This window comes from Paraburkholderia aromaticivorans (assembly GCF_002278075.1).
GTDB classification, from domain to species: domain Bacteria; phylum Pseudomonadota; class Gammaproteobacteria; order Burkholderiales; family Burkholderiaceae; genus Paraburkholderia; species Paraburkholderia aromaticivorans.
This window is the reverse complement of record NZ_CP022989.1, coordinates 2,525,116-2,546,002: the sequence shown is the minus strand read 5'-3', so window position 1 is coordinate 2,546,002 and position 20,887 is coordinate 2,525,116. Positions and strand designations below refer to the sequence as shown.

At 64.2% G+C, this 20,887-nt stretch carries 19 protein-coding genes and 1 tRNA gene; 9 read left to right on the top strand and 11 right to left on the bottom strand.

From position 1 onward, the window contains the following. Position 1: 1 nt before the first annotated feature. Positions 2–190 (bottom strand): hypothetical protein, encoded by a 189-nt coding sequence (locus CJU94_RS11680; protein ID WP_091792808.1) that lies wholly within the window; start codon positions 188–190, stop codon positions 2–4. 223 nt (positions 191–413) lie between these two features. Beyond that, entirely contained in the window at positions 414–2,723 is a 2,310-nt protein-coding gene (locus CJU94_RS11675) for a putative bifunctional diguanylate cyclase/phosphodiesterase (protein ID WP_095418817.1), read from the bottom strand. A 931-nt stretch (positions 2,724–3,654) separates the two neighbouring features. Here CJU94_RS11675 and CJU94_RS11665 point away from each other — a divergent pair. Next, positions 3,655–4,233 (top strand): lysozyme inhibitor LprI family protein, encoded by a 579-nt coding sequence (locus CJU94_RS11665; protein ID WP_095418816.1) that lies wholly within the window; start codon positions 3,655–3,657, stop codon positions 4,231–4,233. A 175-nt stretch (positions 4,234–4,408) separates the two neighbouring features. Here the strand turns inward: CJU94_RS11665 and CJU94_RS11660 are convergent, their stop codons facing one another. From CJU94_RS11660 to CJU94_RS11645, 4 genes are all read right to left on the bottom strand, one after another. After that, entirely contained in the window at positions 4,409–4,951 is a 543-nt protein-coding gene (locus CJU94_RS11660; protein ID WP_095418815.1) for a nucleoside deaminase, read from the bottom strand. Between the two features lie 42 nt (positions 4,952–4,993). Further along, positions 4,994–6,127, bottom strand: a complete 1,134-nt coding sequence (locus CJU94_RS11655; RefSeq protein ID WP_095418814.1) for a BMP family ABC transporter substrate-binding protein — start codon at positions 6,125–6,127, stop codon at positions 4,994–4,996. Between the two features lie 161 nt (positions 6,128–6,288). After that, the gene (locus CJU94_RS11650) at positions 6,289–6,597 is read right to left on the bottom strand and encodes a helix-turn-helix domain-containing protein (protein WP_095418813.1); all 309 of its coding nucleotides are present in this window, start codon (positions 6,595–6,597) and stop codon (positions 6,289–6,291) included. Positions 6,598–6,618: 21 nt separating this feature from the next. Beyond that, complete coding sequence (locus tag CJU94_RS11645; RefSeq protein WP_095418812.1) at positions 6,619–8,052, bottom strand: aminotransferase-like domain-containing protein; 1,434 nt, start codon at positions 8,050–8,052, stop codon at positions 6,619–6,621. Between the two features lie 169 nt (positions 8,053–8,221). On the opposite strand from CJU94_RS11645, the gene CJU94_RS11640 reads away from it, so the two are divergent. Next, on the top strand, positions 8,222–10,537 hold the full coding sequence (locus tag CJU94_RS11640) for an FdhF/YdeP family oxidoreductase (RefSeq protein WP_095418811.1): 2,316 nt from the start codon (positions 8,222–8,224) through the stop codon (positions 10,535–10,537). A gap of 17 nt (positions 10,538–10,554) precedes the next feature. Here the strand turns inward: CJU94_RS11640 and CJU94_RS11635 are convergent, their stop codons facing one another. The 3 genes from CJU94_RS11635 to CJU94_RS11625 form a co-directional block, all read right to left on the bottom strand. Continuing rightward, on the bottom strand, positions 10,555–11,058 hold the full coding sequence (locus tag CJU94_RS11635) for a M48 metallopeptidase family protein (RefSeq protein WP_095418810.1): 504 nt from the start codon (positions 11,056–11,058) through the stop codon (positions 10,555–10,557). Between the two features lie 19 nt (positions 11,059–11,077). After that, a complete protein-coding gene (locus tag CJU94_RS11630; RefSeq protein ID WP_095418809.1) occupies positions 11,078–11,710 on the bottom strand; it encodes a hypothetical protein in 633 nt (210 codons plus the stop codon). Positions 11,711–11,904: 194 nt separating this feature from the next. Beyond that, positions 11,905–11,989 (bottom strand) — tRNA-Leu (locus CJU94_RS11625). A gap of 183 nt (positions 11,990–12,172) precedes the next feature. Here CJU94_RS11625 and CJU94_RS11620 point away from each other — a divergent pair. Then, entirely contained in the window at positions 12,173–13,216 is a 1,044-nt protein-coding gene (locus CJU94_RS11620) for a LacI family DNA-binding transcriptional regulator (RefSeq protein WP_095418808.1), read from the top strand. Between the two features lie 97 nt (positions 13,217–13,313). Here CJU94_RS11620 and CJU94_RS11615 read toward each other — a convergent pair whose 3' ends face one another. After that, positions 13,314–13,967 (bottom strand): hypothetical protein, encoded by a 654-nt coding sequence (locus tag CJU94_RS11615; RefSeq protein WP_095418807.1) that lies wholly within the window; start codon positions 13,965–13,967, stop codon positions 13,314–13,316. A gap of 499 nt (positions 13,968–14,466) precedes the next feature. Between CJU94_RS11615 and CJU94_RS11610 the strand changes: the two genes are divergently transcribed. From CJU94_RS11610 to CJU94_RS11590, 5 genes are read left to right on the top strand one after another with little or no spacing between them, the layout of a single operon-like run. Beyond that, complete coding sequence (locus CJU94_RS11610) at positions 14,467–15,516, top strand: ABC transporter substrate-binding protein (protein ID WP_095418806.1); 1,050 nt, start codon at positions 14,467–14,469, stop codon at positions 15,514–15,516. Continuing rightward, on the top strand, positions 15,513–16,337 hold the full coding sequence (locus CJU94_RS11605) for an ABC transporter permease (RefSeq protein WP_095418805.1): 825 nt from the start codon (positions 15,513–15,515) through the stop codon (positions 16,335–16,337). The genes CJU94_RS11610 and CJU94_RS11605 overlap by 4 nt, the downstream gene beginning before the upstream one ends. 47 nt (positions 16,338–16,384) lie before the next feature. Then, positions 16,385–17,287, top strand: coding sequence for an ABC transporter permease (locus tag CJU94_RS11600; protein ID WP_095418804.1), 903 nt, complete (start codon positions 16,385–16,387; stop codon positions 17,285–17,287). Next, positions 17,284–18,330 (top strand): ABC transporter ATP-binding protein, encoded by a 1,047-nt coding sequence (locus CJU94_RS11595; RefSeq protein WP_095418803.1) that lies wholly within the window; start codon positions 17,284–17,286, stop codon positions 18,328–18,330. The genes CJU94_RS11600 and CJU94_RS11595 overlap by 4 nt, the downstream gene beginning before the upstream one ends. A gap of 45 nt (positions 18,331–18,375) precedes the next feature. Continuing rightward, positions 18,376–19,203, top strand: a complete 828-nt coding sequence (locus tag CJU94_RS11590) for a phosphodiesterase (protein ID WP_095418802.1) — start codon at positions 18,376–18,378, stop codon at positions 19,201–19,203. A gap of 16 nt (positions 19,204–19,219) precedes the next feature. Here the strand turns inward: CJU94_RS11590 and CJU94_RS11585 are convergent, their stop codons facing one another. Then, positions 19,220–19,456: a DUF2569 family protein gene (locus tag CJU94_RS11585; protein WP_341868342.1), complete on the bottom strand. Its 237-nt coding sequence runs from the start codon at positions 19,454–19,456 to the stop codon at positions 19,220–19,222. A gap of 212 nt (positions 19,457–19,668) precedes the next feature. Between CJU94_RS11585 and CJU94_RS11580 the strand changes: the two genes are divergently transcribed. Beyond that, entirely contained in the window at positions 19,669–20,880 is a 1,212-nt protein-coding gene (locus CJU94_RS11580) for an MFS transporter (RefSeq protein WP_095418801.1), read from the top strand. Positions 20,881–20,887: the final 7 nt, after the last annotated feature.

Below are 20,887 nucleotides of genomic sequence, written 5' to 3'. Positions count from 1 at the left end.
TTCAGTCGTGGCAATGCACGGCGCAGATCAATTCGCGCGAGCGTTGCAACGCGGCTTGCGCGCCGCGGGACGCCACGACCCAACCGACCTGGCCCAAATTGAAATCCTGCGACACCATCACCTGCATGAGGGCGACCATCGGCAACAACACGGAGGGCCGGTAAAGCTGGTTCCTGATCAAAGCTGGCATGACAACTCCCGTCGCGCAGCACCGCTTCGGCACCGCGCTCTATTCACGTTTCGATGGGAGGATTGTAGGGAGGCGGCCGTCGCGGATAAATAGCGCTAACGCGAAGGCACTTGTTTGTCAAACCGAACAATCGGGTCAGGCCGCTCGCGGCCGCGCCGGGCGAAATCCCGCATTCGCAAGCCCGGCAAGGCTTCCGGGCCTGCGCGCGGGACCGGTGGCGCGCTCAGGAGGCGTCGACCATGCCAACCTGGGTATTCCACAAACTGCGGGCATACGCACTGGCCCCGACCGGGCGGCTGTAAAAATAGCCCTGCTGCTTGTCGCAATCGATCGCACGCAGAAACGCCGCCTGTTCGGCGGTCTCCACCCCTTCAGCGGTGACGTTCATGCCGAGCGAGTGCGCCATCGCCACCACCGCCTGAGTGATCGCAATCGAATCGCGATGATCCGGCAAGCCGGCCACGAACGAGCGGTCGATCTTCAGGTTATGCAGCGGAAAGCGCTTCAGATACGACAGCGACGAATAACCGGTGCCGAAATCGTCGACGGAAATACGCACGCCCATGGCGTTCAGCTCGCTCAGCATGGGCAGGACGGTTTCGCTGTCGCTCATCAGCAGCCGTTCGGTGATCTCCAGTTCCAGCGCCGCCGGTTCGAGCCCGGATTGCATCAGGCAGCGCTGGATGCGCTCCACCAGGCCGTCGTTGAACTGCCGCGGCGACAGATTCACCGCGACGATCAACTCCGGCGCCAGCGTGCGCCGCCACTGCGCCACCTGCTCGCAGGCTCGCGACAGCACGAAGTTGCCGATTTCGCCGATCAGGCCCGCATCTTCGGCCACGGGGATGAATTCCCCCGGCGACACGTTGCCCAGTTCGCTGTTGTACCAGCGCAGCAGCGCCTCCGCGCCGATCGTGCGGCCATCGCGGCTGTCGACGATCGGCTGGTACACGAGGCTCAATTCATTGGAGGCGAGCGCGCGCCGCAGCGATTGCTCGATCGTGAAGCGCCGTTGCAGCTGTTGATTCAGCTCGGCGGTGAAGAACTGGAAGTTGTTGCGGCCGCGCTGCTTGGCGTGATACATCGCCGAATCAGCGTTGCGCATCAGCGTGGCCACGTCCTGGCCGTCCTCGGGAAAGCGGCTGATGCCGATCGACGCGCCCAGGTAGTACTCGTTGTCCGCCACCGCGAACGGCTCCGCGATCATGTCGAGAATGCGCCGCGCGAGGCCGATCAGCTGCGCGGTGTTTTCATAGGCGCTGACCACGATCACGAATTCGTCGCCGCCCACCCGCGCGAGCGTGTCCTCGGGCGAGATGCACGCCGAAAGCCGCCCGGCCACGCTGCATAGCAGGGAGTCGCCGGCTTCGTGACCGGCGGTGTCGTTGACCTTCTTGAAGCCGTCCAGGTCGACGAACAGCACCGCGACGCTCGCCAGCTCGCCCACGCCGGAGGAGGTATCGAGCGAGAACAGATCGCGCAGCCGCTCCGTGAGATAGGCGCGGTTGTAGAGGCCGGTGAGCGAATCACGGGTAGCGAGGAACTTGAGTTGCCGTTGCGCTTCGCGCACGGGGCCGATGTCGGTGAACGAGATCAGCACCGAACTCGGCTCGGTCTCGCCCGGCTTGATGATCGGCACGACATTCTCGGTGATCCAGACGATGTCGCCGCCGATCAGCTCCACGCCGATCGTGACGCCCAGCACGGGCTTGCCCGTTGCCAGCACCTGAGCGGTCGGGCGCGCGGCGTCGGTGACGAGCGAGCCGTCCTCGTGATAGGCGCGCACCATCACCGTCTGGATGCTGCGGCCGACGATCTGCGGGGTGGCGCGCAAAATGCGCTGCGCGCTCGGATTGCAGGCCAACACCACGCCCGCGCGCGACTGCACGACGATCCCTTCGATCAGATGGTCGACAACGAGGCGGTGATGCTCCTCACTGTGTGCGAGCCGCTGCGCCATGGTGTCCTGATGCACGGCGAGACCGACGCTGCGGCCGATGTCGCGCAGCATCGCTTCCTCTTCGGCGCTCGGACGGCGCGACGTGCGGTAGTACACCGCGAACGCGCCGAGCACCGCGCCGGAATCGTTTTCAAAATGCACCGACCAGCAGGCTCGCAGACCGATCGGTAACGCGAGGTGCCGGTAGTCGGCCCACAGCGGATCGGTTTCGATATCTTCGACCGCAACCAGCCGCCGATCGAACATGGCGGTGCCGCATGAGCCCACCTGCGGGCCGATCGCCACCCCGTCGATCGCCGCGCAGAAGTGCTTGGGCAGCGAAGGTGCGCCCCCCACTCTGGCGTGCACGCCGTCGGCGTCCAGCAGCATGATCGAGCAGGACGCACCTTCTCCCAGCAGCGTTTCCGCGCGGCGGCATACTTCGTCAAGCAATTCCGGCAGCGGCGTATTGCGCGTAATCAAACGCAACACCGTGCGCTCCGAGGCCCGCACTCCTTCAACCAGATTCGCGGCGTAGCGAATCCCTTCAGGCGCGGCTCCCGTCTTGTGTTCTGATGTCGCTTCGCAAGTCATTTGTGCGCCCCCTAACCCGACATCGGCACTTTAGTGTACGCGGCACACCGGGGTTTACGCGAGGGTTGCGAATTTTATTCTTCGCACATCGCGTACCGCATGCCGGATCCGGCTGTCTATCGTCAGGTCACATGGGTCGGGCGCCGGCATCTTGCCGGTGGCGTGGTCGCGATCAGCCGTGCGGTCCGGTGGGCGTCCGCCGCCACCGCCTCTTTCTGCGCCGTTGCCACCGCCCGGCGGATGGCCGCCGCCATTCCCCGGCGACGGTCCGCCTGGTGGCCTCCCGCCGTCATGTTCCGACTGTGGCCCACCTGGTGGCCTGCCACTGTCATGACCCGATTGCGGACCACCCTGTGGCCTGCCACCGTCATGTCCCGACTGCGACCCGCCAGGTGGCCTGCCACCGTCATGTCCCGACTGTGGCCCGCCCGGTGGCCTGCCGCCGCCATGCCCAGACTGCGGGCCGCCCGGCGGACGGCCTCCTGGTGGCCTTCCGGCCCCAGCGCGCGGCGGGGGGCGGCTGCGGATGATGCGCCCAGCGCGATTGCTGGCCATACCACGGTCGGCCGCCGCACAAAGACATCGAACGAGGTGTTGTTTCACTCTTTCTCCCGATTCAACGGCCATGTCCGTCTGCGGGCCTACCCTGCTGGTGTGTCATGAGTGCGGCTTGTTGTTATTGCACGGCCCATCGCATTGCCGCGCGATGCATCGACTTACGCATTGCCGCGCGATGCATCGACTTACAGTCCGGTTGCACGGCGCATGCCTGAAGACGGTCAACCGCGCCCTTCAGCGGTTCTCACGCCGCCTCCGACCGGCAAGATTTGGTAACCACCCGGCCGAAGTCACGCGTTTTTCGGGCGTCCGGGTTCCGCCAATTCGGCCGATCATCGCTGGCATGAAAAAGCCATGCACTGCCGGAACGGCGTTGAACCTCCTGCGTCCGCTTCTGATCGCCACATTGATGCTCACCCCTGCGCTCACCCACGCCGCCAGCTTCGACTGCAACAAGGGACGTTCGCTGACCGAGCAGATGATTTGCCACGAACCCGCGCTCTCGAAGCTCGACGACACGCTGGGGCAACTGTACTGGAAAGCGCGGCGGCGGGTCGCCAACCGGCGTGCCTTTCTCACCGACAGTGACAGCAAGTGGGCATGGCGGGAAGCGAATTGCCGCGATACGGCCTGTCTGGGGACGTGGTATGCGACGCGCATCGAGGAACTGCAAAAGCTGGTAGAAAGTCTGCAGGCCGGGACACCGACGCCGCCCGCCACGCCGGTCGCACCGGACACGCGAAGCCGGCCGCTGACGGCCCCCGTGTCGTCCGAAGGCGTGGCGATGCTTCAATGCACGGCGGCCAATCCTGGGATCGTGGTGAACGAGCAGTGTTCCGCCGTGCTCAAGCAGAGCGGCAGTCAATGGAAATACCAGCCGCACGAAGGTGACTGGTTTTGCGGCGTCGCCACGCTGGCGCCGGCGCAGATGCAGGCGGACGCCGCGAACTAGGAAGGGTGTTGCGCAAGCCTGCGGCCGTGCCGCAGGCTTGCCGGGATGCGGCTTACGCGGGAAGGCAGAAAGCGCCCCGCGCCGAAGGCCAGCAACGCCGCCGCGGGTGAGGCAAGAAGCCCGGCCCGCGAGAAGGCAGGCAGCGCGGCTCGCGGAAAATACGAAGCGCGGCTCGCTACCGGCTGCTCCAGAATCTGCGTTGAACCTCCATCACCTCGGCTTCCACCTCGGGTACCGGCCCGATCACCTCGACCGGTTTCTGGCAATGATCGAAGACATACCGGCAATCGACGCTCATGGTCGGATTCTCGGCGTGATCGCCGGTCGCTTCCAGCAAGCGCTTTTCCGTCATGCCGAACACGACCCGGCCGATGTTGGCCCAATACATCGTCCCGGCGCACATACAGCACGGCTCGACCGACGTGTACAGCGTGCAGCTCCACAAATACTCCGGCGTGAAGTTCAGCGCGGCCACGCGCGCCAGCACCGACTCCGCGTGATTCACCGTGTCGACGTTGCCCTGCTCCATCAGCACCGTCTCCTGGTCCGGGCCGACCAGCACGGCGCCGAACGGATGATGCCCGAGCAGCGTCGCCCGTTCGGCCACCCGGCTCGAATGCCGCAGATGCCGCACGATCTGCTCGTGCGTGGGCGTCAAGCCCTGCGGCGGATAGTTCGCGGCCGCTGCGGCGGCCTGCGTCGGGACGGTCAGACTCACGGGCGATCTCCTTGAATAATAGTTAGATTAACGAAGCAAATTTCACTTCGGCAGCGAACCGTCCACGCCTTGCACGAACCAGTTCAAACGCAGCAGTTCCGGATCGCTCAACGACTTGCCGGCGGCCACCTTCACCGCGCCGGACTGATCCATGATCGGACCGGCAAACGGATTGAATTTGCCGGAGACGATGTCGTCGCGCTTCTGGCTCAGGGCTTTCTGCGCGGCCGGCGACACCGCTTCCGTGTTGATGTCGGCGAGATCGATCGCCTTCTCTTTCAACCCCCACCACACCGGCGCGTTGTTCCACGTGCCCGACATGACCTGCTCCACCAGATGCGTGTAGTACACGCCCCAGTTGCTCACGCACGCGCCCAGTTGCGCATTGGGTCCGAACTTCTTCATATTCGAGTCCCAGCCGAACGCATGCACCTTCTTCTGCTCGGCGGTCTGCATGGTCGCCGTCGAATCGGTGTTCTGAATCAGCACGTCGGCGCCCTGGCCGATCAGCGTTTCGGCGGCCTGCTTTTCGCGGCCCGGATCGAACCAGCTATTGATCCACACCACCTTCACGCGCGCCTTCGGATTGACCGAACGCGCGCCCATCGTGAACGCATTGATGTTGCGCACCACTTCAGGCACCGGCACGGAGCCGACAAAGCCGAGCGTGTTCGACTTGGTCGTATAGCCCGCGACGAGCCCGGCCAGGTAAGCGCTCTGGTACGTGCGCACATCATAGGTGGCGAAGTTGGCCGCCTTCTTGTAGCCGGTCGCATGCTCGAACACGGCGTCCGGGAAGTCCTTCGCGACTTTCAGCTCGAAGTCCTGAAACCCGAAGCTCGAGCCCACCACGATCTTGTTGCCCTTGGAGGCCAGATCGCGGAACACGCGCTCCGAATCCGCCGACTCCGGCACGTTCTCGACGCGCGTCACCTTGACCTTGTCGCCGAACTTCGCCTCGACTTCTTTCACGCCCTGTTCATGCGCGTAGGTCCAGCCGGCGTCGCCCGGATTGCCGAGATAGACGAAGGCGATGCCGATCGGCTGCGTGGCGGTGGCGGCGGCCGCCCCGGCGGCGCTGAATGCGAGAGTCGCGCCAAGCGTGGCCGCGAGGACGGTTCGGACGGTTTTGATGCGCAGTGAATGATGCAGCGCTCGCGCCAGCGTTGTTTTCATGGATTCTCCGAAGATGGTTGAAGGTGCCTGCCCAGCGTTCAGGATGACCCGGGCAAGGCTCCAGCATAGGGGGCCATATTCGAAGGTCAATTTCAGCGGAAAAATTATTATTCGTTATCCCGCCCATAACGGAACCCGTATTCTGGTCGGCGCAACGTATGTCAGTGAAGCCTCGCCGGCGGGTCCAGCCGCTCTTCATCGGCTGGCTCGCCGTCGCCGAACAAGTCGGCGCACAGGCTTTCGCCGAGTTCGCTCAGACGCGCCGTCCCGGTGCCTTCCTCGGTGAAGGTGGTGTGCACGAGTCCACCGTCGACGAGCGCGGTCAGCTGACGCCGCAAGCCGCTCATCGGCACGCCGGCCTGCTTCGACAGTTTGGCGAGCGACCACGCGCCGCCCGGCGTGTCCCGATGCGCGTGCCATAGTTGCGCCAGCACGGCGACCAGCACTGGATCGAGTTCGTTGTCTTCCATGGTGAGTGTCTCCTCGTTCTCTCACGCCATCCGCGTGACCAGTTCGCCGAGCGTCTTCAAGGCCGCTTCGGTCTGCGCCGTCCACGGATAGCTGTAGTTCAACCGGATGAAATGGCGAAAATCGTTGCGCGTCGAAAACATCATGCCCGGCCCGACCGTGATGCTGCGCGCGAGTGCCGCCTGATAGAGCCGCATCGAATCGACGCGTTCAGGCAACTCGACCCAGAGCACGTAGCCGCCTTGCGGCGTCGACATGCGCGTGCCCGCGGGAAAAAACCGTTGCACCATCGCCATCATGATGCTCGCCTGCTGCCGGTAGACCTTGCGAACGTGCCGCAGATGCCGGTCGTAGCCGTCCTGCCGCAAATAGTCGGCAACCGCGACCTGCGGCACCGAGGGCGTGGTCAGCGTATTGAGAAATTTGAGCTTTTCGACCTGCGCGCGATAGCGCCCCGGCAGCGCCCAGCCGATCCGGTACGACGCGGTCAGGCTCTTCGAAAACGACGCGCAATGCAGCACCAGCCCCTTGGTGTCGAAGTTCTTCAAGGTCGACGGCCGCGTCTCGCCGAAGTACAGCTCCTGGTAGACGTCGTTCTCGATCACGGGAATTTCGTGCGCGGCGAGCAGATCCACCAGTTGCCGCTTGCGCGCGTCAGGCATGCAGAAACCGAGCGGATTCTGGAAGTTGGGCATCACCATGCAGGCGGCGATCTTCTGTTCGGCGATCACCCGCGCGAGCGCCTCGACATCGATACCCTGAACCGGATGCGTCGCCACCTCGATCGCGCGCATGCCCAGACGCTCGATGGCGTGCAGCATCGCGTAATAGGTGGGCGATTCGACCGCTACCGTATCGCCGGGCTTGGCGACCGCCTGCAGGCTCAGATTGATCGCCTCGGTCGCGCCGAGCGTAATGATGATTTCGCCGGGATCGACCGGCACGCCGTTTTCGGCGTAGCGCCGGGCGATCTGCCGGATCAGTTCGGCGTTGCCGGGCGGCAGATCGTCGATCAGGTCCCAGCTCGCCTGGCGTCGCGCAATCGCGTTCGCGTACTGGTTGATGCGCCGCCACGGGAACAGCGACGGATCCGGGTACGGCGAGCCGAACGGGACAGCGTCGTGCGCGCGGATGCTGCGCAAGGTCGACAGCACGAGGCGGCTCACGTCCACCGCGGCGGCCACCGGCTGTGTCTGGTGCGCGGGCAGGCGGCCCGGCTGCGGCTCGTCGAGCGCCACTGACCTCGCCGCGGCCTCGCGCACGAAATAGCCCGACTGCGGGCGGGTCTCGACGATCCCACGGTTTTCCAGCAACGCGTAGGCGTGCAACACCGTCTTGATGCTGACGCCATGCTGCTGGCTCGCCTGCCGCACGGACGGAATTCGCTCGCCGGCCGCGAACACGCCGCGGCGCACGGCTTCCGTGATTTCGTCGGCGAGTTTTTCGTACAGTTTCAAGGGCGGGGATCCAGCACAAGCGGGACGGGAGCACCAGTCTATGACAGAAATCCGCCAACTGTATCCCTCCCCTTTGCATTTTTCTGTATGCAGCGCACGTTTTGGAACACAGTAGGCTTGCACGTATCCAGTCATCAGCCTCGTTCAAGCCCGAACCCGCGGCACCGTCATGAAGAAACCCGAAGCTCGCATCGAACCGTATACGCACCCCGCCGCCGGCTGGGGCGCGCTGAAGTACGTCGCCATCAACCTGATCAAGGAAAAGGTGACGGGCGGCGACTACCGCATGCTGCTCAAACAGAATCAGCCGGACGGCTTCGACTGCCCGGGCTGCGCGTGGCCGGATCGCGAGCACGCGTCCACCTTCGAATTCTGTGAAAACGGCGTGAAGGCCGTCGCGGCCGAGGCGACCAGCAAGCGCGTGACGCCTGCGTTCTTCGAGCAGCACACGGTCGCCGAACTGATGGCGCAATCGGACTTCGAACTCGAACAGCATGGCCGCCTGACCGATCCGCTCGTCTACGACGCGCTGCGCGACCGTTACGTGCCGATCGGCTGGGACGACGCGTTCGAGCTGATCGCGGCGCACCTGAAGCGTCTCGACGACCCGGACCGTGCCGCCTTCTACACCTCGGGGCGCGCAAGCAACGAAGCTGCGTTCCTGTACCAGCTGTTCGTGCGCATGTACGGCACCAACAACTTTCCCGACTGCTCGAACATGTGCCACGAGGCGACCAGCCGCGGCTTGCCGCATACGGTCGGCATCGGCAAAGGCACGGTGACGCTCGACGACTTCGAACACGCCGATACGCTGCTGATCTTCGGCCAGAATCCGGCCACCAACCATCCGCGCATGCTCGGCGAACTGCGCGAGTGCGCCAAACGCGGCGCGACCATCGTGTCGATCAATCCGCTCAAGGAGCGCGGCCTCGAACGCTTTGCCAGCCCGCAGCATCCCGTGGAAATGCTGACGATGGGCAGCACGAAGATCAGTTCCGTGTTCATTCGCCCGAAGGTCGGCGGCGATTTCGCGCTGATCAAGGGCGTCGCCAAGCGCGTGATCGAACTCGACGACGAAGCTTTGGCCTCGGGTCTCGAACGCGTGCTCGACGTCGCCTTCATCGCCGCGCATACCGTGGGCTTCGACGCGTTCGCCGACGACCTGCGCGCCGAAAGCTGGGACACCATCGTCGCCGAAGCGGGCGTGCCGTTCGAAGACGTGCTGAAGCTCGCCGACATCTACGTGAAGGGGCGCGCCGTGATTTCGACGTGGGGCATGGGCCTCACGCAGCACAAGAACTCGGTGCCGACGGTGCAGATCCTGTCGAACCTGATGATGATGCGCGGCAATATCGGCCGGCGCGGCGCGGGCCTGTGCCCGGTGCGGGGGCACTCGAACGTGCAGGGCGACCGCACCGTCGGCATCGAGGAAAGGCCGACCGAGGCGTTCCTCGACCGGCTCGGCGAAGTCTACGATTTCGAGCCGCCGCGCGAGCACGGACTCGATGTCGTCAACACGATTCAGGCGATGCTCGACGGCAAGGTGAAAGTGTTCATCGGCCTGGGCGGCAATTTCTCGATCGCGACGCCGGATACGCCGCGCACGTGGGACGCCATGCGTTCGTGCGATCTCACCGTACACATCACGACCAAGCTGAACCGCAGCCACCTCGTGCATGGCCGCGACGCGCTGATTCTGCCGACGCTCGGGCGCACCGAGATCGACTTGCAGAACGGTGTCGCGCAAGGCGTGAGCGTCGAGGATTCGATGAGCATGGTGCATATCTCGTACGGCATGAACAAACCGGCGTCGGAGAATCTGCTGTCGGAGATCGCGATCGTCGCGCGCATGGCGCATGCGACGCTCGGCAGCGCGAAAGTGGATTGGCTCGCCCAGGCGGCGGACTATTCGCTGATCCGCGACGGCATCGCCAAAGTGATCGAAGGGTTCACGGACTATAACGAGCGGTTGAAGAACCCCGGCGGCTTTCATCTCGGCGTGGCGTCGCGCGAGCGGATCTGGAAAACGCCGAGCGGCAAGGCGCAGTTCCTCGTGCATGCCATCGACACGGCGACGCCGATCCATCAAGCGCGCAAGGAGCATGGCGAGCGGCTGATGACCTTGATGACGACGCGCTCGCACGATCAGTACAACACGACCATTTACGGCCTCGACGACCGCTATCGCGGCGTGTATGGGCAGCGTCGCGTGCTGTTCGCCAACAAGGACGATCTCGCGATGCTCGGCTTCGCGGCAGGACAGCGCGTGGATATCACCAGCGTGTGGGCCGACGGAATCGAGCGTCACGCGGAAGGTTTTCTGCTCGTGGAATACGACATTCCGCGCGGCTGTCTCGGCGCTTACTATCCGGAGACGAATCCGCTGGTGCCGCTCTCGTCGGTCGCCGATGGCGCGGGCACGCCGACATCGAAGTCGATTCCGGTTTTGTTGAAGGCTTCCAGGGTCAACCCGGTTGCGGCTTGATACGCGATGCGGGGCCGTCAGGTCTGTTGTTTCGCCAGCTCGCGCTGTGTCAGGTAAAGCCGCAGATCGAATTCGATCTGGTGGTAACCCGGTTGCATGAACTCGCAGAGGCGGTAGAAGGCCTTGTTGTGATCGCTTTCCTTCAGATGAGCGAGTTCGTGCACCACGATCATTTTCAGAAATTCCGGCGCGGCTGATTTGAACAGCGACGCGATGCGGATCTCCTTCTTCGCCTTCAGCTTGCCGCCCTGCACGCGGGAAATGCTCGTGTGCAGACCTAGCGCGTGGCGCACCACGTCGAGTTTGCTGTCGTAGGTGACCTTGTCGATCTGCTCCGCGCTGCGCAGGTGCTCGCGTTTCAGATCGGCGCAATACGCGTAAAGCGCCCGGTCTGTCTGTACGTCGTGCGTGGCGGGGTAGCGCGCGGCGAGATAGGCGCCGAGCTGGTCTTCGGCTATCAGCTTCCTGACCTTCTCCTGTAGCACGGGCGGATAGCCGGTGAGGTATTTCAGGTGGGACATGATTCTGCTCGGCGCCCGGTCAAACGGCGCGGCGATTTTCTTCGCAATCGTCCCAATAGCGCAGCGGATCGCGATGGTCGGGGTATTGCGTGTCCAGCCAGTCGGAGAGAATTTTCCACTGCGGATGGTTCGGACCGCTCCTCGTGTCCCAGAACGATTCTTTCAGCACAGCGTTGTTCCGGCCGCGGTCCCGCACGACGATCCGGCAGTGGTCGTTCGAGTCATGGAATTCCGCCTTCAGGTAGTAGCGCGGAAGTATCTGCAACGTCGCCCCCTCCACGATGCGGCCTTGCGCACGAATCACGCCCGCGCATTCGATGCGCAGAACACCGTCCACCGACTTGTCCGCGCGCCACCCGACCGGCAGCCTCACCACGCATTCGTCTTTGCCGACCTTGATCCAGTCCATGCGCCAGATGCGGGCGAGCGCATCGCGCATGGCCGCCGCATCTTCAAAGCCGGGCGGCAGGTCGAACTGGGCCGGGAGCACGACGAGGGCGTCGCCTGCCGGCGTCGTGCCGGCTGGTTTCTGGAAGGGATCGTCGTCGAAGGGGTTCGAGGGGCGGCTCGCGGTGGTGTTGCGACCGGTCGGCAAATCCCCGAACAGGCTTTCGGCGGCACGCCGTGCGCGCTTCGATTTTTCACTGCCCATCGTCTTCTCCGTTGGAGTTGGGTTGCCTGGGTGAGGAACACAGGTTGATTACGTCATAGCATCGCACGCCGTCGAACCCGTAGGCGAGCGGTCGCACATTTCAAATACGGCGTCGGGAAGGAAGCGCGCCGGTTCCGGCTGCGCGCATTTTGAACGGGATTCGGCTGAACGCGCTCAAGCCCTTGCTGGACAGGTGGTGCCGGGGACCGGACTTGAACCGGCAAGCTGTGAAGCGGCGGATTTTAAGTCCGCTATGTTTACCAATTTCATCACCCCGGCAGGGGTCGGAACGCATGTGGACGCGAATTCTACCATTTCGCGGCAAGCGTACCAAACCGCCGCGGCGCCTGCCCGCCACCCCGATTTCAGGCGCTGCACAGCCAAAAATTGATTTCATCCGGCAGTCACAAACCTTCCCGATAATTCGTTCACGAAAACGTTTACGCTCCGAGCCGCAGCCCCATGACTCCGACGATCAAAGATGTCGCCGCCCACGCCGGCTTCTCCATCGCGACGGTGTCGCGCGCGATCAACGCGCCGCACACCGTGAACCCGGTCACGCTCGACAAAGTGCGTCAGTCCATCGACGCCCTGCACTTCCGCCCCAGCCCGCTCGGCCGTCAATTGCGCGGCGAACGCACGCGCCTGATCGGCGTAATCCTGCCGACGCTCGCCAATCCCGTATTCGCCGAATGCCTGCAAGGCATCGACGAACTCGCCTCGGCGCAAGGCTACCGGCTGATGCTGATGACCACGCAGTACGACGCCGCGCGCGAGCGCCACGCTATCGAGACGCTGCGCGAGCACCGCGTGGAAGGGCTAATCCTGACCGTCGCCGATGCCGACACGCACCCGCTGCTCGACGAACTCGACCGCGCGGGCCTGCTCTACGTGCTGATGCATAACGACACGGTACGCCGTCCGTCGGTCGCCGTCGACAACCGCCTCGCCGCCTACGACGGCGTACGCATGCTGATCGCTCACGGCCATCGCCGCATTCTCATGCTCGCGGGCACGCTGGCCGCCTCCGACCGCGCCCGTCTGCGGCATCTAGGTTATGCGCAGGCGATGCAGCAAGCCGGCCTCACGCCCTCGCCCGCGCTCGAAGTCGATTTCAACGCGGAGGAATTGTCGCCCGCCGTGCTCGCCCATTTGACAAGCGGCCCGAACCGACCCAGCGCGCTCTTCTGCAGCAACGACCTGCTGGCGATGGTGGTCATGCGCGGCCTGCGCCGCGCGCGCCTGCGGATTCCACACGACATGTCGATTCTCGGCTTCGACGGCCTCGCGATGGGCGAACTGCTGTCGCCGCCGCTTGCCAGCATCTGCGCGCCGAATCGGGAAATCGGCTGCGCGGCCTGGCAGCGATTGCTCGCGCGCGTGACCGGCAGTGACGAAACCTTGAATGAAACGCCGCTCACGCTGACCTTGCCGCACAGCTTGCGCGAGGGCGCCACCATCGCGGCGATTTCGAGCCGCAACGAGCCCTCGCCGGTGCTCGCCTGAAACACGCTGGCTGCACAATACGAATCAAACCAGAATCAGGAGAATCGGCCCGGCGCCGACACTCGCGACGACACCGGGCAGAGTCCACGAAGAAAGACTATTTCAACGTGCCTGAAAATATCACCATTTTCACCGTTACTTCGTCCGAGGCGCCGGAGATATTAAAACTGCCATGCCGGCTCTCTTTGGACTGGAACGTATGTTTTCCGCCCTTGTATTCCGGACCGACATAGAACTGCACGGCGAAGCTGAAGTGCGCCCCGTCGTTCATACAGGATTTCTCACTCGAGTCACCCGCATCAAATAGCGTCACATAAGAGCTATTGGCCGGGATGAACCCCGAATTATCCGGACACGCATCGTTTTTGATCTTGACGGCGTAATATATTCCCGGCTCGGTCGTGTCGAATAAAACAGCCCGGTGGCTGGCGCCTCTCGCGTCCTGAACCGTCACATAGTTATAGTTTGTCGGCCCGGCCCGATTGTTCTTGCCTCGCAATGCCTGCCCGCCGGGCCCGGGATTGCAGTCCGAGGTAACGCTGTCATTGGTGGGTTTCACCGACATGCTCCCGGTTGGCGTGATCGCCTTGTATCCGCTCGCAGGGGCAACGACGTTTTCGAACACCAGGTTATTGATATTTAAATCGACGGCATCTTGAATTTTATTAAAAAAACATTCGGTGGCGGCTTTAGCCGGAATGCAAACAGATAAAAGCAGGGCAGTCAAAGCCAATAACAGATTGGTTTTCATATATTCTCCAATATCAAGAATTTACGCTTACCTTCGGACAACATGAGACCAAAACAGGACGCCTCTGGAAACCCTCATTTTTTAAATTTTCTCTGTCTTGCCGTCATGGCCGCATAACAAGCGGCGATTTCATAGTGAATTTGGGCCCGCTCACCGCCCATCGGAGAAATCCTAAAATCACATGGGCTTCGGAAATTTTCATTTCCATAAAAGTCGGATTTCACAAAAAAATGCGGGGGCGATATACGGTCCAAAATCGTCCGGCCGTTTTCACTTCCCCACGACCGCCCTGAACACGCACGCCACAGCGGCACACCACACGTCATAGCGTCGTCACATACGTTCCCGATAATCCGTTCGACGAAAACGTTTACATCGCCGAACCGCAAGGCACGCGTGCGAGCTCCGCAAGCCCGCATCACGTGACGCGCATTCCGTCAGTTCAGCCGTACTCGACACAACCGCCGAAGCCACCTTTGTCCATCTCTGGGAGATTGCAGTGACCCGCCGTTCCTCCACCGCTTTTGTTCGGGCGCGCCAGCTGGCGCGCGCCGCGTTCGCCGCATCGGCACTTGTCCTGAATCTGGCCGCGCCGTCGATCGCGCACGCCGACGAAACCGCGATCTGCTACAACTGCCCGCCCGAGTGGGCCGATTGGGCGAGCCAGATCAAGGCGATCCAGCAAAAGACCGGCATTCGCGTGCCGTTCGACAACAAGAATTCCGGCCAGTCGATCGCTCAACTCATGGCCGAGCAGAAGAGCCCGGTCGCCGACGTGGTGTACCTCGGGGTCTCGTCGGCTTTCCAGGCGAAGGACAAGGGCGTGATCCAGCCATACAAGCCCGCGCACTGGGATGACATTCCCGTCAACATGAAAGACCCGCAAGGCTACTGGTTCTCGATCCACTCGGGCACGCTGGGCTTTTTCGTCAACAAGGACGCGCTCGAAGGCAAGCCCGTGCCGCGCTCGTGGGCCGACCTGCTCAAGCCCGAGTACAAAGGCATGATCGGCTACCTCGACCCGTCGAGCGCGTTCGTCGGCTATGCGGGCGCGGTCGCGGTGAATCAGGCGCTCGGCGGCACGCTCGATAACTTCGAGCCGGGCCTCGACTGGTTTCGCAAGCTGAAGGCCAACGCGCCGATCGTGCCGAAGCAGACCGCCTACGCGCGCGTCATGTCCGGCGAAATTCCGATCCTGCTCGACTACGATTTCGACGCTTACCGCGCGAAGTACAAGGATCACGCGAACGTCGAGTTCGTGATCCCGAAGGAAGGCACGATCTCGGTGCCGTATGTGATGAGTCTCGTGAAGGGCGCGCCGCACGAAGCGAACGGCAGGAAGGTGCTCGACTTCGTGCTCTCCGACGAAGGCCAGAAGCTGTGGGCCGACGCCTATCTGCGTCCGGTCCGCGCGAATGCGATGACGGCGGAAACCGCCGCGAAATTCCTGCCGGCGAGCGACTATGCGCGCGCCAAGCCGGTGGACTTCGGCAAAATGGCCGAGAAGCAGTCGAGCTTCGGCGAGCGTTATCTGCAGGTGATGCATTGAACGACATCACGTTCCCGCTGCGCTGGCGCGCCGCGCTGCTCGCGCCCGCGCTGGCGGTGTTCATCGCCTTCTGGCTGCTGCCGATGGGCGCGCTCGCGCAGCTGAGCGGCGACGGCCACGCGTTCGCCACCTATCGCGCGATGCTGACGAATCCGCGCTACATGTCGAGTCTCGGCGCGACCGTGCTGTTGTCCGCGGCGGTCACGGCGGCGACGCTGGTGCTCTCGGTGATCGCGGGTCTGCTGCTGGCGCGCCGCGAGTTTCCCCTCAAGCGCACGCTGCTTGCCCTGCTCACGTTTCCGCTGGCGTTTCCCGGCGTGGTGGTCGGTTTCATGGTCATCATGCTCGCGGGACGCCAGGGCCTGGTCGGCGCGCTCTCGCTGAAACTCACGGGAGACCGCTGGGTGTTCGCCTATTCGATGAGCGGCCTCTTTCTCGGCTACCTGTACTTCTCGATTCCGCGCGTGATCGTCACCGTGATGGCGTCGGCGACCAAGCTCGACGCGTCGCTCGAAGAAGCCGCGCGCTCGCTCGGCGCGTCGCCGTGGCGCATCATGCGCGACATCGTGCTGCCCGCGCTCTCGCCCGGTCTGATCGCGGCGGGCGCGGTGTGCTTCGCCACCGCGATGGGCGCGTTCGGCACCGCCTTCACGCTCGCCACGGACATCGACGTGCTGCCGATGACCATCTACACCGAATTCACCCTCAACGCGAACATGGTGACCGCCGCGGGCCTCTCGATCGTGCTCGGCATGGTCACGTGGGCCGTGCTGGCGCTGGCGCGCAGCGTGAGCGGTGCCGCCGTGGCGGCAAGCGCATGAACGCCATGTCCAAACCCGGCGTTGCCAGAACGGAAGACAAGACCTCAATGAATTCCCTCACCGCTTCCCTACAACCGGCAGCGAAGCCGCGCTCGCGTTTGCGCCCGCCGAGCGCCAGAACCTGGCTCGCAACGGGCCAATGGCTCGTCACGCTGCTGCTGTGCGCGTTCCTGATCGTGCCGGTCGTCATGTCGATCATGGCGGGGCTGACGGTCAACTACTTCAAGGGCATTTCGAGCGGACTGACGCTGCGCTGGCTCGAAGAAGTGTGGACGCAATATCACAGCTCGGTGTTCCTCTCGCTCGAAGTGGCGGCGGCAACCCTGGCCATCACGCTGCTGACCGGCGTGCCCGCGGGTTACGTGCTCGCGCGCAGCAAGTCGCGCCTGTCGCGCATCGTCGAAGAGTTTCTGGTGCTGCCGATCGCGCTGCCCGGTCTCGCGTCCGCGCTCGCGCTGCTGGTGGTCTATGGCGGCTTCACGATGTTTCGCATGAGCGTGGCGTTTATCGTGGTCGGCCATGTGGTGTTCACGCTGCCCTTCATGGTGCGCGCGGTCGCCGCCGTGTGCGCGAGCAGCGACCTGCGCACGCTCGAAGAAGGCGCGGCCAGTCTCGGCGCGAGCTTCCTGCAGCGCTTCGTGACGATCGTGCTGCCGAACGCGCGGCCCGGCATCGTGGCCGGCGCGTTGGCGGTGCTGACGCTCTCGATCGGCGAATTCAATCTCACGTGGATGCTGCATACGCCGGATACCAAAACGCTGCCGGTGGGTCTCGCCGACACGTATGCATCGCTGCGCATCGAGATCGGCAGCGCCTACACGATTCTGTTTTTCATCATGACGATGCCCCTGCTCGTCGCGATGCAGTGGCTCGGCGTCGATGCGACCGGCCAGCGCAGCGCGGCGAACAAGCGTGCCGCCCTCTCTCCTTCGAAGTCGATCAAGCCATGAAACTCGCCTCCGTCCCCATCGCGCTCACGCAATGCGCGAAAACGTTTCGCGGCACGCGCGTGCTCGAACCGCTCGATCTGCATATCGACGCCGGCGAAACGCTGGTGCTGCTCGGGCCGTCCGGCTGCGGCAAGACCACGACGCTGCGCATGATCGCGGGGCTCGAAACGCCGGACGCCGGCGGCCGCATCGCATTCGGCGACGACGACGTCACCGCGCTGCCGATCGAAAAGCGCCAGGTCGGCATGGTGTTCCAGAGCTACGCGCTGTTTCCGAACCTGACGGTGCGCGGCAATATCGCCTATGGCCTGAAAATCAAACGTGTGCCGGCCGCGACCGCGCGGCAACGCGTCGACGAACTGCTGGGCATGATGCGCCTCACCGCTCACGCCGACAAACCGATCGATCAGCTCTCCGGCGGCCAGCGCCAGCGTGTGGCGCTGGCTCGCGCGCTCGCCGTGCAGCCGCGCGTGCTGCTGCTCGACGAACCGCTCACCGCCCTCGACGCCCGCTTGCGCGACACCTTGCGCAGCGAGATGAACACGCTGCTGCGCGAGCTGGGCATCACCACGGTGTATGTCACGCACGATCAGGCCGAAGCGATGGAACTGGGCGACCGCATCGTCGTGATGAGCGCGGGGCGCATCGAGCAGATCGGTTCGCCGCGCGAGATCTATTACCGCCCCGCCAACCGGACGGTCGCGCAGTTCGTCGGCACGATCAACCGGCTCGCGGGCGAGCGGCGCCACGGCATGCTCACGACCACCGGCGGCGCCGTGCCGCTGCCCGCGGGCTCCGCTCACGTGAGCGCGGCCCATGAGATCTTCTTCCGTCCGGAAGACGCTTATCTTGCCGACCCGGCTCTCGCGCAATTGCGTGGCCATATCGAAAGCACGGCGTTTCTCGGCGAACGGACACGTCTGACGGTGGGCGGCGCCGCCCCGGACGCATTGCTGATCGACGTGGCGGGCCGCGTGGAATTGGCGCGCGGCACCCCGGTCGGCATTTCAATCGCGCAGGACGCGCTGATTGCGTTATCGTAATGAAGTGACGCCGTTCTGCGGCGCGCTATAAGAAAAGGACACCCCATGCTGCTGGCTCAAATTAGCGACCTGCATATCAAACGGCCCGGCGCGCTCGCTTACCGCCGCGTCGACACCGGCGCCTATCTCGCACGCTGCGTCGCCGCTCTCAATGCACTCGAACCGCGTCCCGACGCGGTGATCATGACCGGCGACCTCGTCGACCAGGGCGATCCCGACCAGTACGAACACCTGAAGACGCTGCTCGCGCCGCTCGAGATCCCCTACTTCCTGCTGGTCGGCAATCACGACGATCGCGCCGCGTTGCGGGCCGCGTTTCCCGATCGCGCCGAATTGCAGCGCGGTGGCGAGTTCGTGCAATACGCGGTCGATATCGGCGCGCTGCGGCTCATCGCGCTCGATTCGATGGTGCCGGGGCAAAGCGCGGGCAATCTGTGCGACGCGCGGCTCGCGTGGCTCGCCACGCAACTCGATGCCGCCCCAGGCAAGCCCACGCTAGTCGCGTTGCATCATCCGCCGTTTGTGTGCGGCATCGGCCATATGGACGAATTGCGGCTCGATCCGCCCGCCGCCGACCGACTGGCGGCATTGATCGCGCGTTATCCGAACGTGGAGCGCGTGATCTGCGGCCATGTGCACCGGCCCATGTTCGTGCGCTTTGGCGGCACGATCGCGTCCGCGGTGCCGGCGCCCGCGCATCAGGTCGCGCTCGATCTGCGCGACGACGCGCCGTCCGCGTTCATGATGGAGCCGCCCGCGTATGCGCTGCATCACTATGATCCGGCAACCGGCATCGTCACGCATCATGCTTATGTGGACGCGTCAGACGGGCCGTATCCCTTCTACGAGCCCGAGGGCGCTCTGATCGATTGACGCGCTTACGCGCGAATCAAGGTCTCGTGCACGCGCCGGCGATGACATCGCAGCCGACCATCGCGATCACGGCGCGATACCAGCCATGCGTTTCACGCCGCACGAACCCGGCCAGCAGCGCCCATTCGAGCATCAGCTTCAGCGGTTCGCGCATCACATTTGCCGTATGGACGACCCAGGCGGCAACGCAGATCAAGGCGACGAGCAGCAAGCCGCCGATGCGTCGAGGTTCATGTTTCTTGGTCGAGGCCATGGCGTCGGTCCAGTCGTGATCGGTCGGAAAAGGCGCGCCGATTCTACGAACTCGCCGCGAACAACCCTCTCATGTTGTCCGCGAAGCCCTTTCCAATGGCTTGGGCGCGGCGCCTGTGCGCGCTCGCGGCCGTCAGCACGATCCGCCGTGCTCCGGTATGATCGGCACGCTTGAGGACCGTGCATGGGCCGGTCCGTCAATCGCCCTCTCTCATGTCCACTTCCAACGCGTCCACTCCCGCTTCCGCCGACCGGTCGCTGCGCGGCCTGCTGCTTCTGCTCGCCACGATCGCGGGGGTCGCGGTTGCGAACATCTATTACAACCAGCCGCTGCTCGACGATTTCCGGCAGACGTTTGCGCACAGCGCGTCGTGGGTCGGCGCGGTGCCGGCCGTCACGCAACTCGGCTACGCGGCCGGCATGCTATTGCTCGCGCCGCTCGGCGACCGCTTCGATCGCCGCCTTTTGATCCTGCTGCAGATCGCGGGCATTTGTGTCGCGCTGGTCGCCGCCGCCGCGGCGCCGACGCTGGCCGTGCTGATCGTCGCGAGCCTGGCGATCGGCGTGCTCGCCACCATCGCGCAGCAAGCGGTGCCGTTCGCGGCGGAACTCGCGCCGCCGGTCGAACGCGGCCACGCGGTCGGCACGGTGATGAGCGGTCTGCTGCTGGGGATCTTGCTGGCGCGAACGGCCTCGGGCGTGATCGCCGAATATTTCGGCTGGCGCGCGGTATTCGGCGCGTCCGTGGTCGCGTTGCTGGCGCTCGCGGTGGTCATCATTTTGCGTCTGCCAAAGAGCCAGCCGACCTCGACGCTGCCCTACGGCAAGCTGCTGGTGTCGATGTGGCATCTGGTGGTCGAACATCGCGCGCTGCGCGAAGCGTCGCTGACGGGGGCGTCCCTGTTCGCGGCGTTCAGCATTTTCTGGTCGGTGCTGGCCTTGCTGCTGGCCGGCGCGCCGTTTCATCTCGGACCGCAGGCCGCGGGGCTATTCGGTATCGTCGGCGCGGCGGGCGCGATGGCCGCGCCGCTCGCCGGCAAGTTTTCCGATCGACGCGGACCACGCGCGATCATTACCGTGTCGATCGTGCTGGTGGCGATTTCGTTCGTGGTGTTCGGCGCCTCGGCGAGAAGCATCGCGGGCCTCGTGGTCGGCGTGATCGTGCTGGATATCGGCGTGCAGGCCGCGCAGATTTCCAATCAGTCGCGCATTTACGCACTCAAGCCGGACGCGCGCAGCCGCGTGAATACGGTCTATATGGTGGCGTATTTCATTGGCGGAGCACTCGGCTCCGGCGTAGGCGCCGTGGTGTGGCCGGCGTTTGGATGGCTCGGCGTGAGCGCGGCCGGGCTCGGGTTCACCGGGCTGGCGGCGTGGAACCATCTGGCGCTTGCCGCAAGCGCGAAGCGAGAGTCAGCGCCTTGAGCGCGCG

Excerpts from the sequence above, each read along its gene's own strand:
- CJU94_RS11680 (WP_091792808.1), bottom strand. The coding sequence starts at position 190 with ATGCCAGCTTTGATCAGGAACCAGCTTTACCGGCCCTCCGTGTTGTTG.
- CJU94_RS11675 (WP_095418817.1), bottom strand. The coding sequence starts at position 2,723 with ATGACTTGCGAAGCGACATCAGAACACAAGACGGGAGCCGCGCCTGAA.
- CJU94_RS11655 (WP_095418814.1), bottom strand. The coding sequence starts at position 6,127 with ATGAAAACAACGCTGGCGCGAGCGCTGCATCATTCACTGCGCATCAAA.
- CJU94_RS11650 (WP_095418813.1), bottom strand. The coding sequence starts at position 6,597 with ATGGAAGACAACGAACTCGATCCAGTGCTGGTCGCCGTGCTGGCGCAA.
- CJU94_RS11640 (WP_095418811.1), top strand. The coding sequence starts at position 8,222 with ATGAAGAAACCCGAAGCTCGCATCGAACCGTATACGCACCCCGCCGCC.
- CJU94_RS11635 (WP_095418810.1), bottom strand. The coding sequence starts at position 11,058 with ATGTCCCACCTGAAATACCTCACCGGCTATCCGCCCGTGCTACAGGAG.
- CJU94_RS11630 (WP_095418809.1), bottom strand. The coding sequence starts at position 11,710 with ATGGGCAGTGAAAAATCGAAGCGCGCACGGCGTGCCGCCGAAAGCCTG.
- CJU94_RS11620 (WP_095418808.1), top strand. The coding sequence starts at position 12,173 with ATGACTCCGACGATCAAAGATGTCGCCGCCCACGCCGGCTTCTCCATC.
- CJU94_RS11615 (WP_095418807.1), bottom strand. The coding sequence starts at position 13,967 with ATGAAAACCAATCTGTTATTGGCTTTGACTGCCCTGCTTTTATCTGTT.
- CJU94_RS11600 (WP_095418804.1), top strand. The coding sequence starts at position 16,385 with ATGAATTCCCTCACCGCTTCCCTACAACCGGCAGCGAAGCCGCGCTCG.
- CJU94_RS11595 (WP_095418803.1), top strand. The coding sequence starts at position 17,284 with ATGAAACTCGCCTCCGTCCCCATCGCGCTCACGCAATGCGCGAAAACG.
- CJU94_RS11590 (WP_095418802.1), top strand. The coding sequence starts at position 18,376 with ATGCTGCTGGCTCAAATTAGCGACCTGCATATCAAACGGCCCGGCGCG.
- CJU94_RS11585 (WP_341868342.1), bottom strand. The coding sequence starts at position 19,456 with ATGGCCTCGACCAAGAAACATGAACCTCGACGCATCGGCGGCTTGCTG.
- CJU94_RS11580 (WP_095418801.1), top strand. The coding sequence starts at position 19,669 with ATGTCCACTTCCAACGCGTCCACTCCCGCTTCCGCCGACCGGTCGCTG.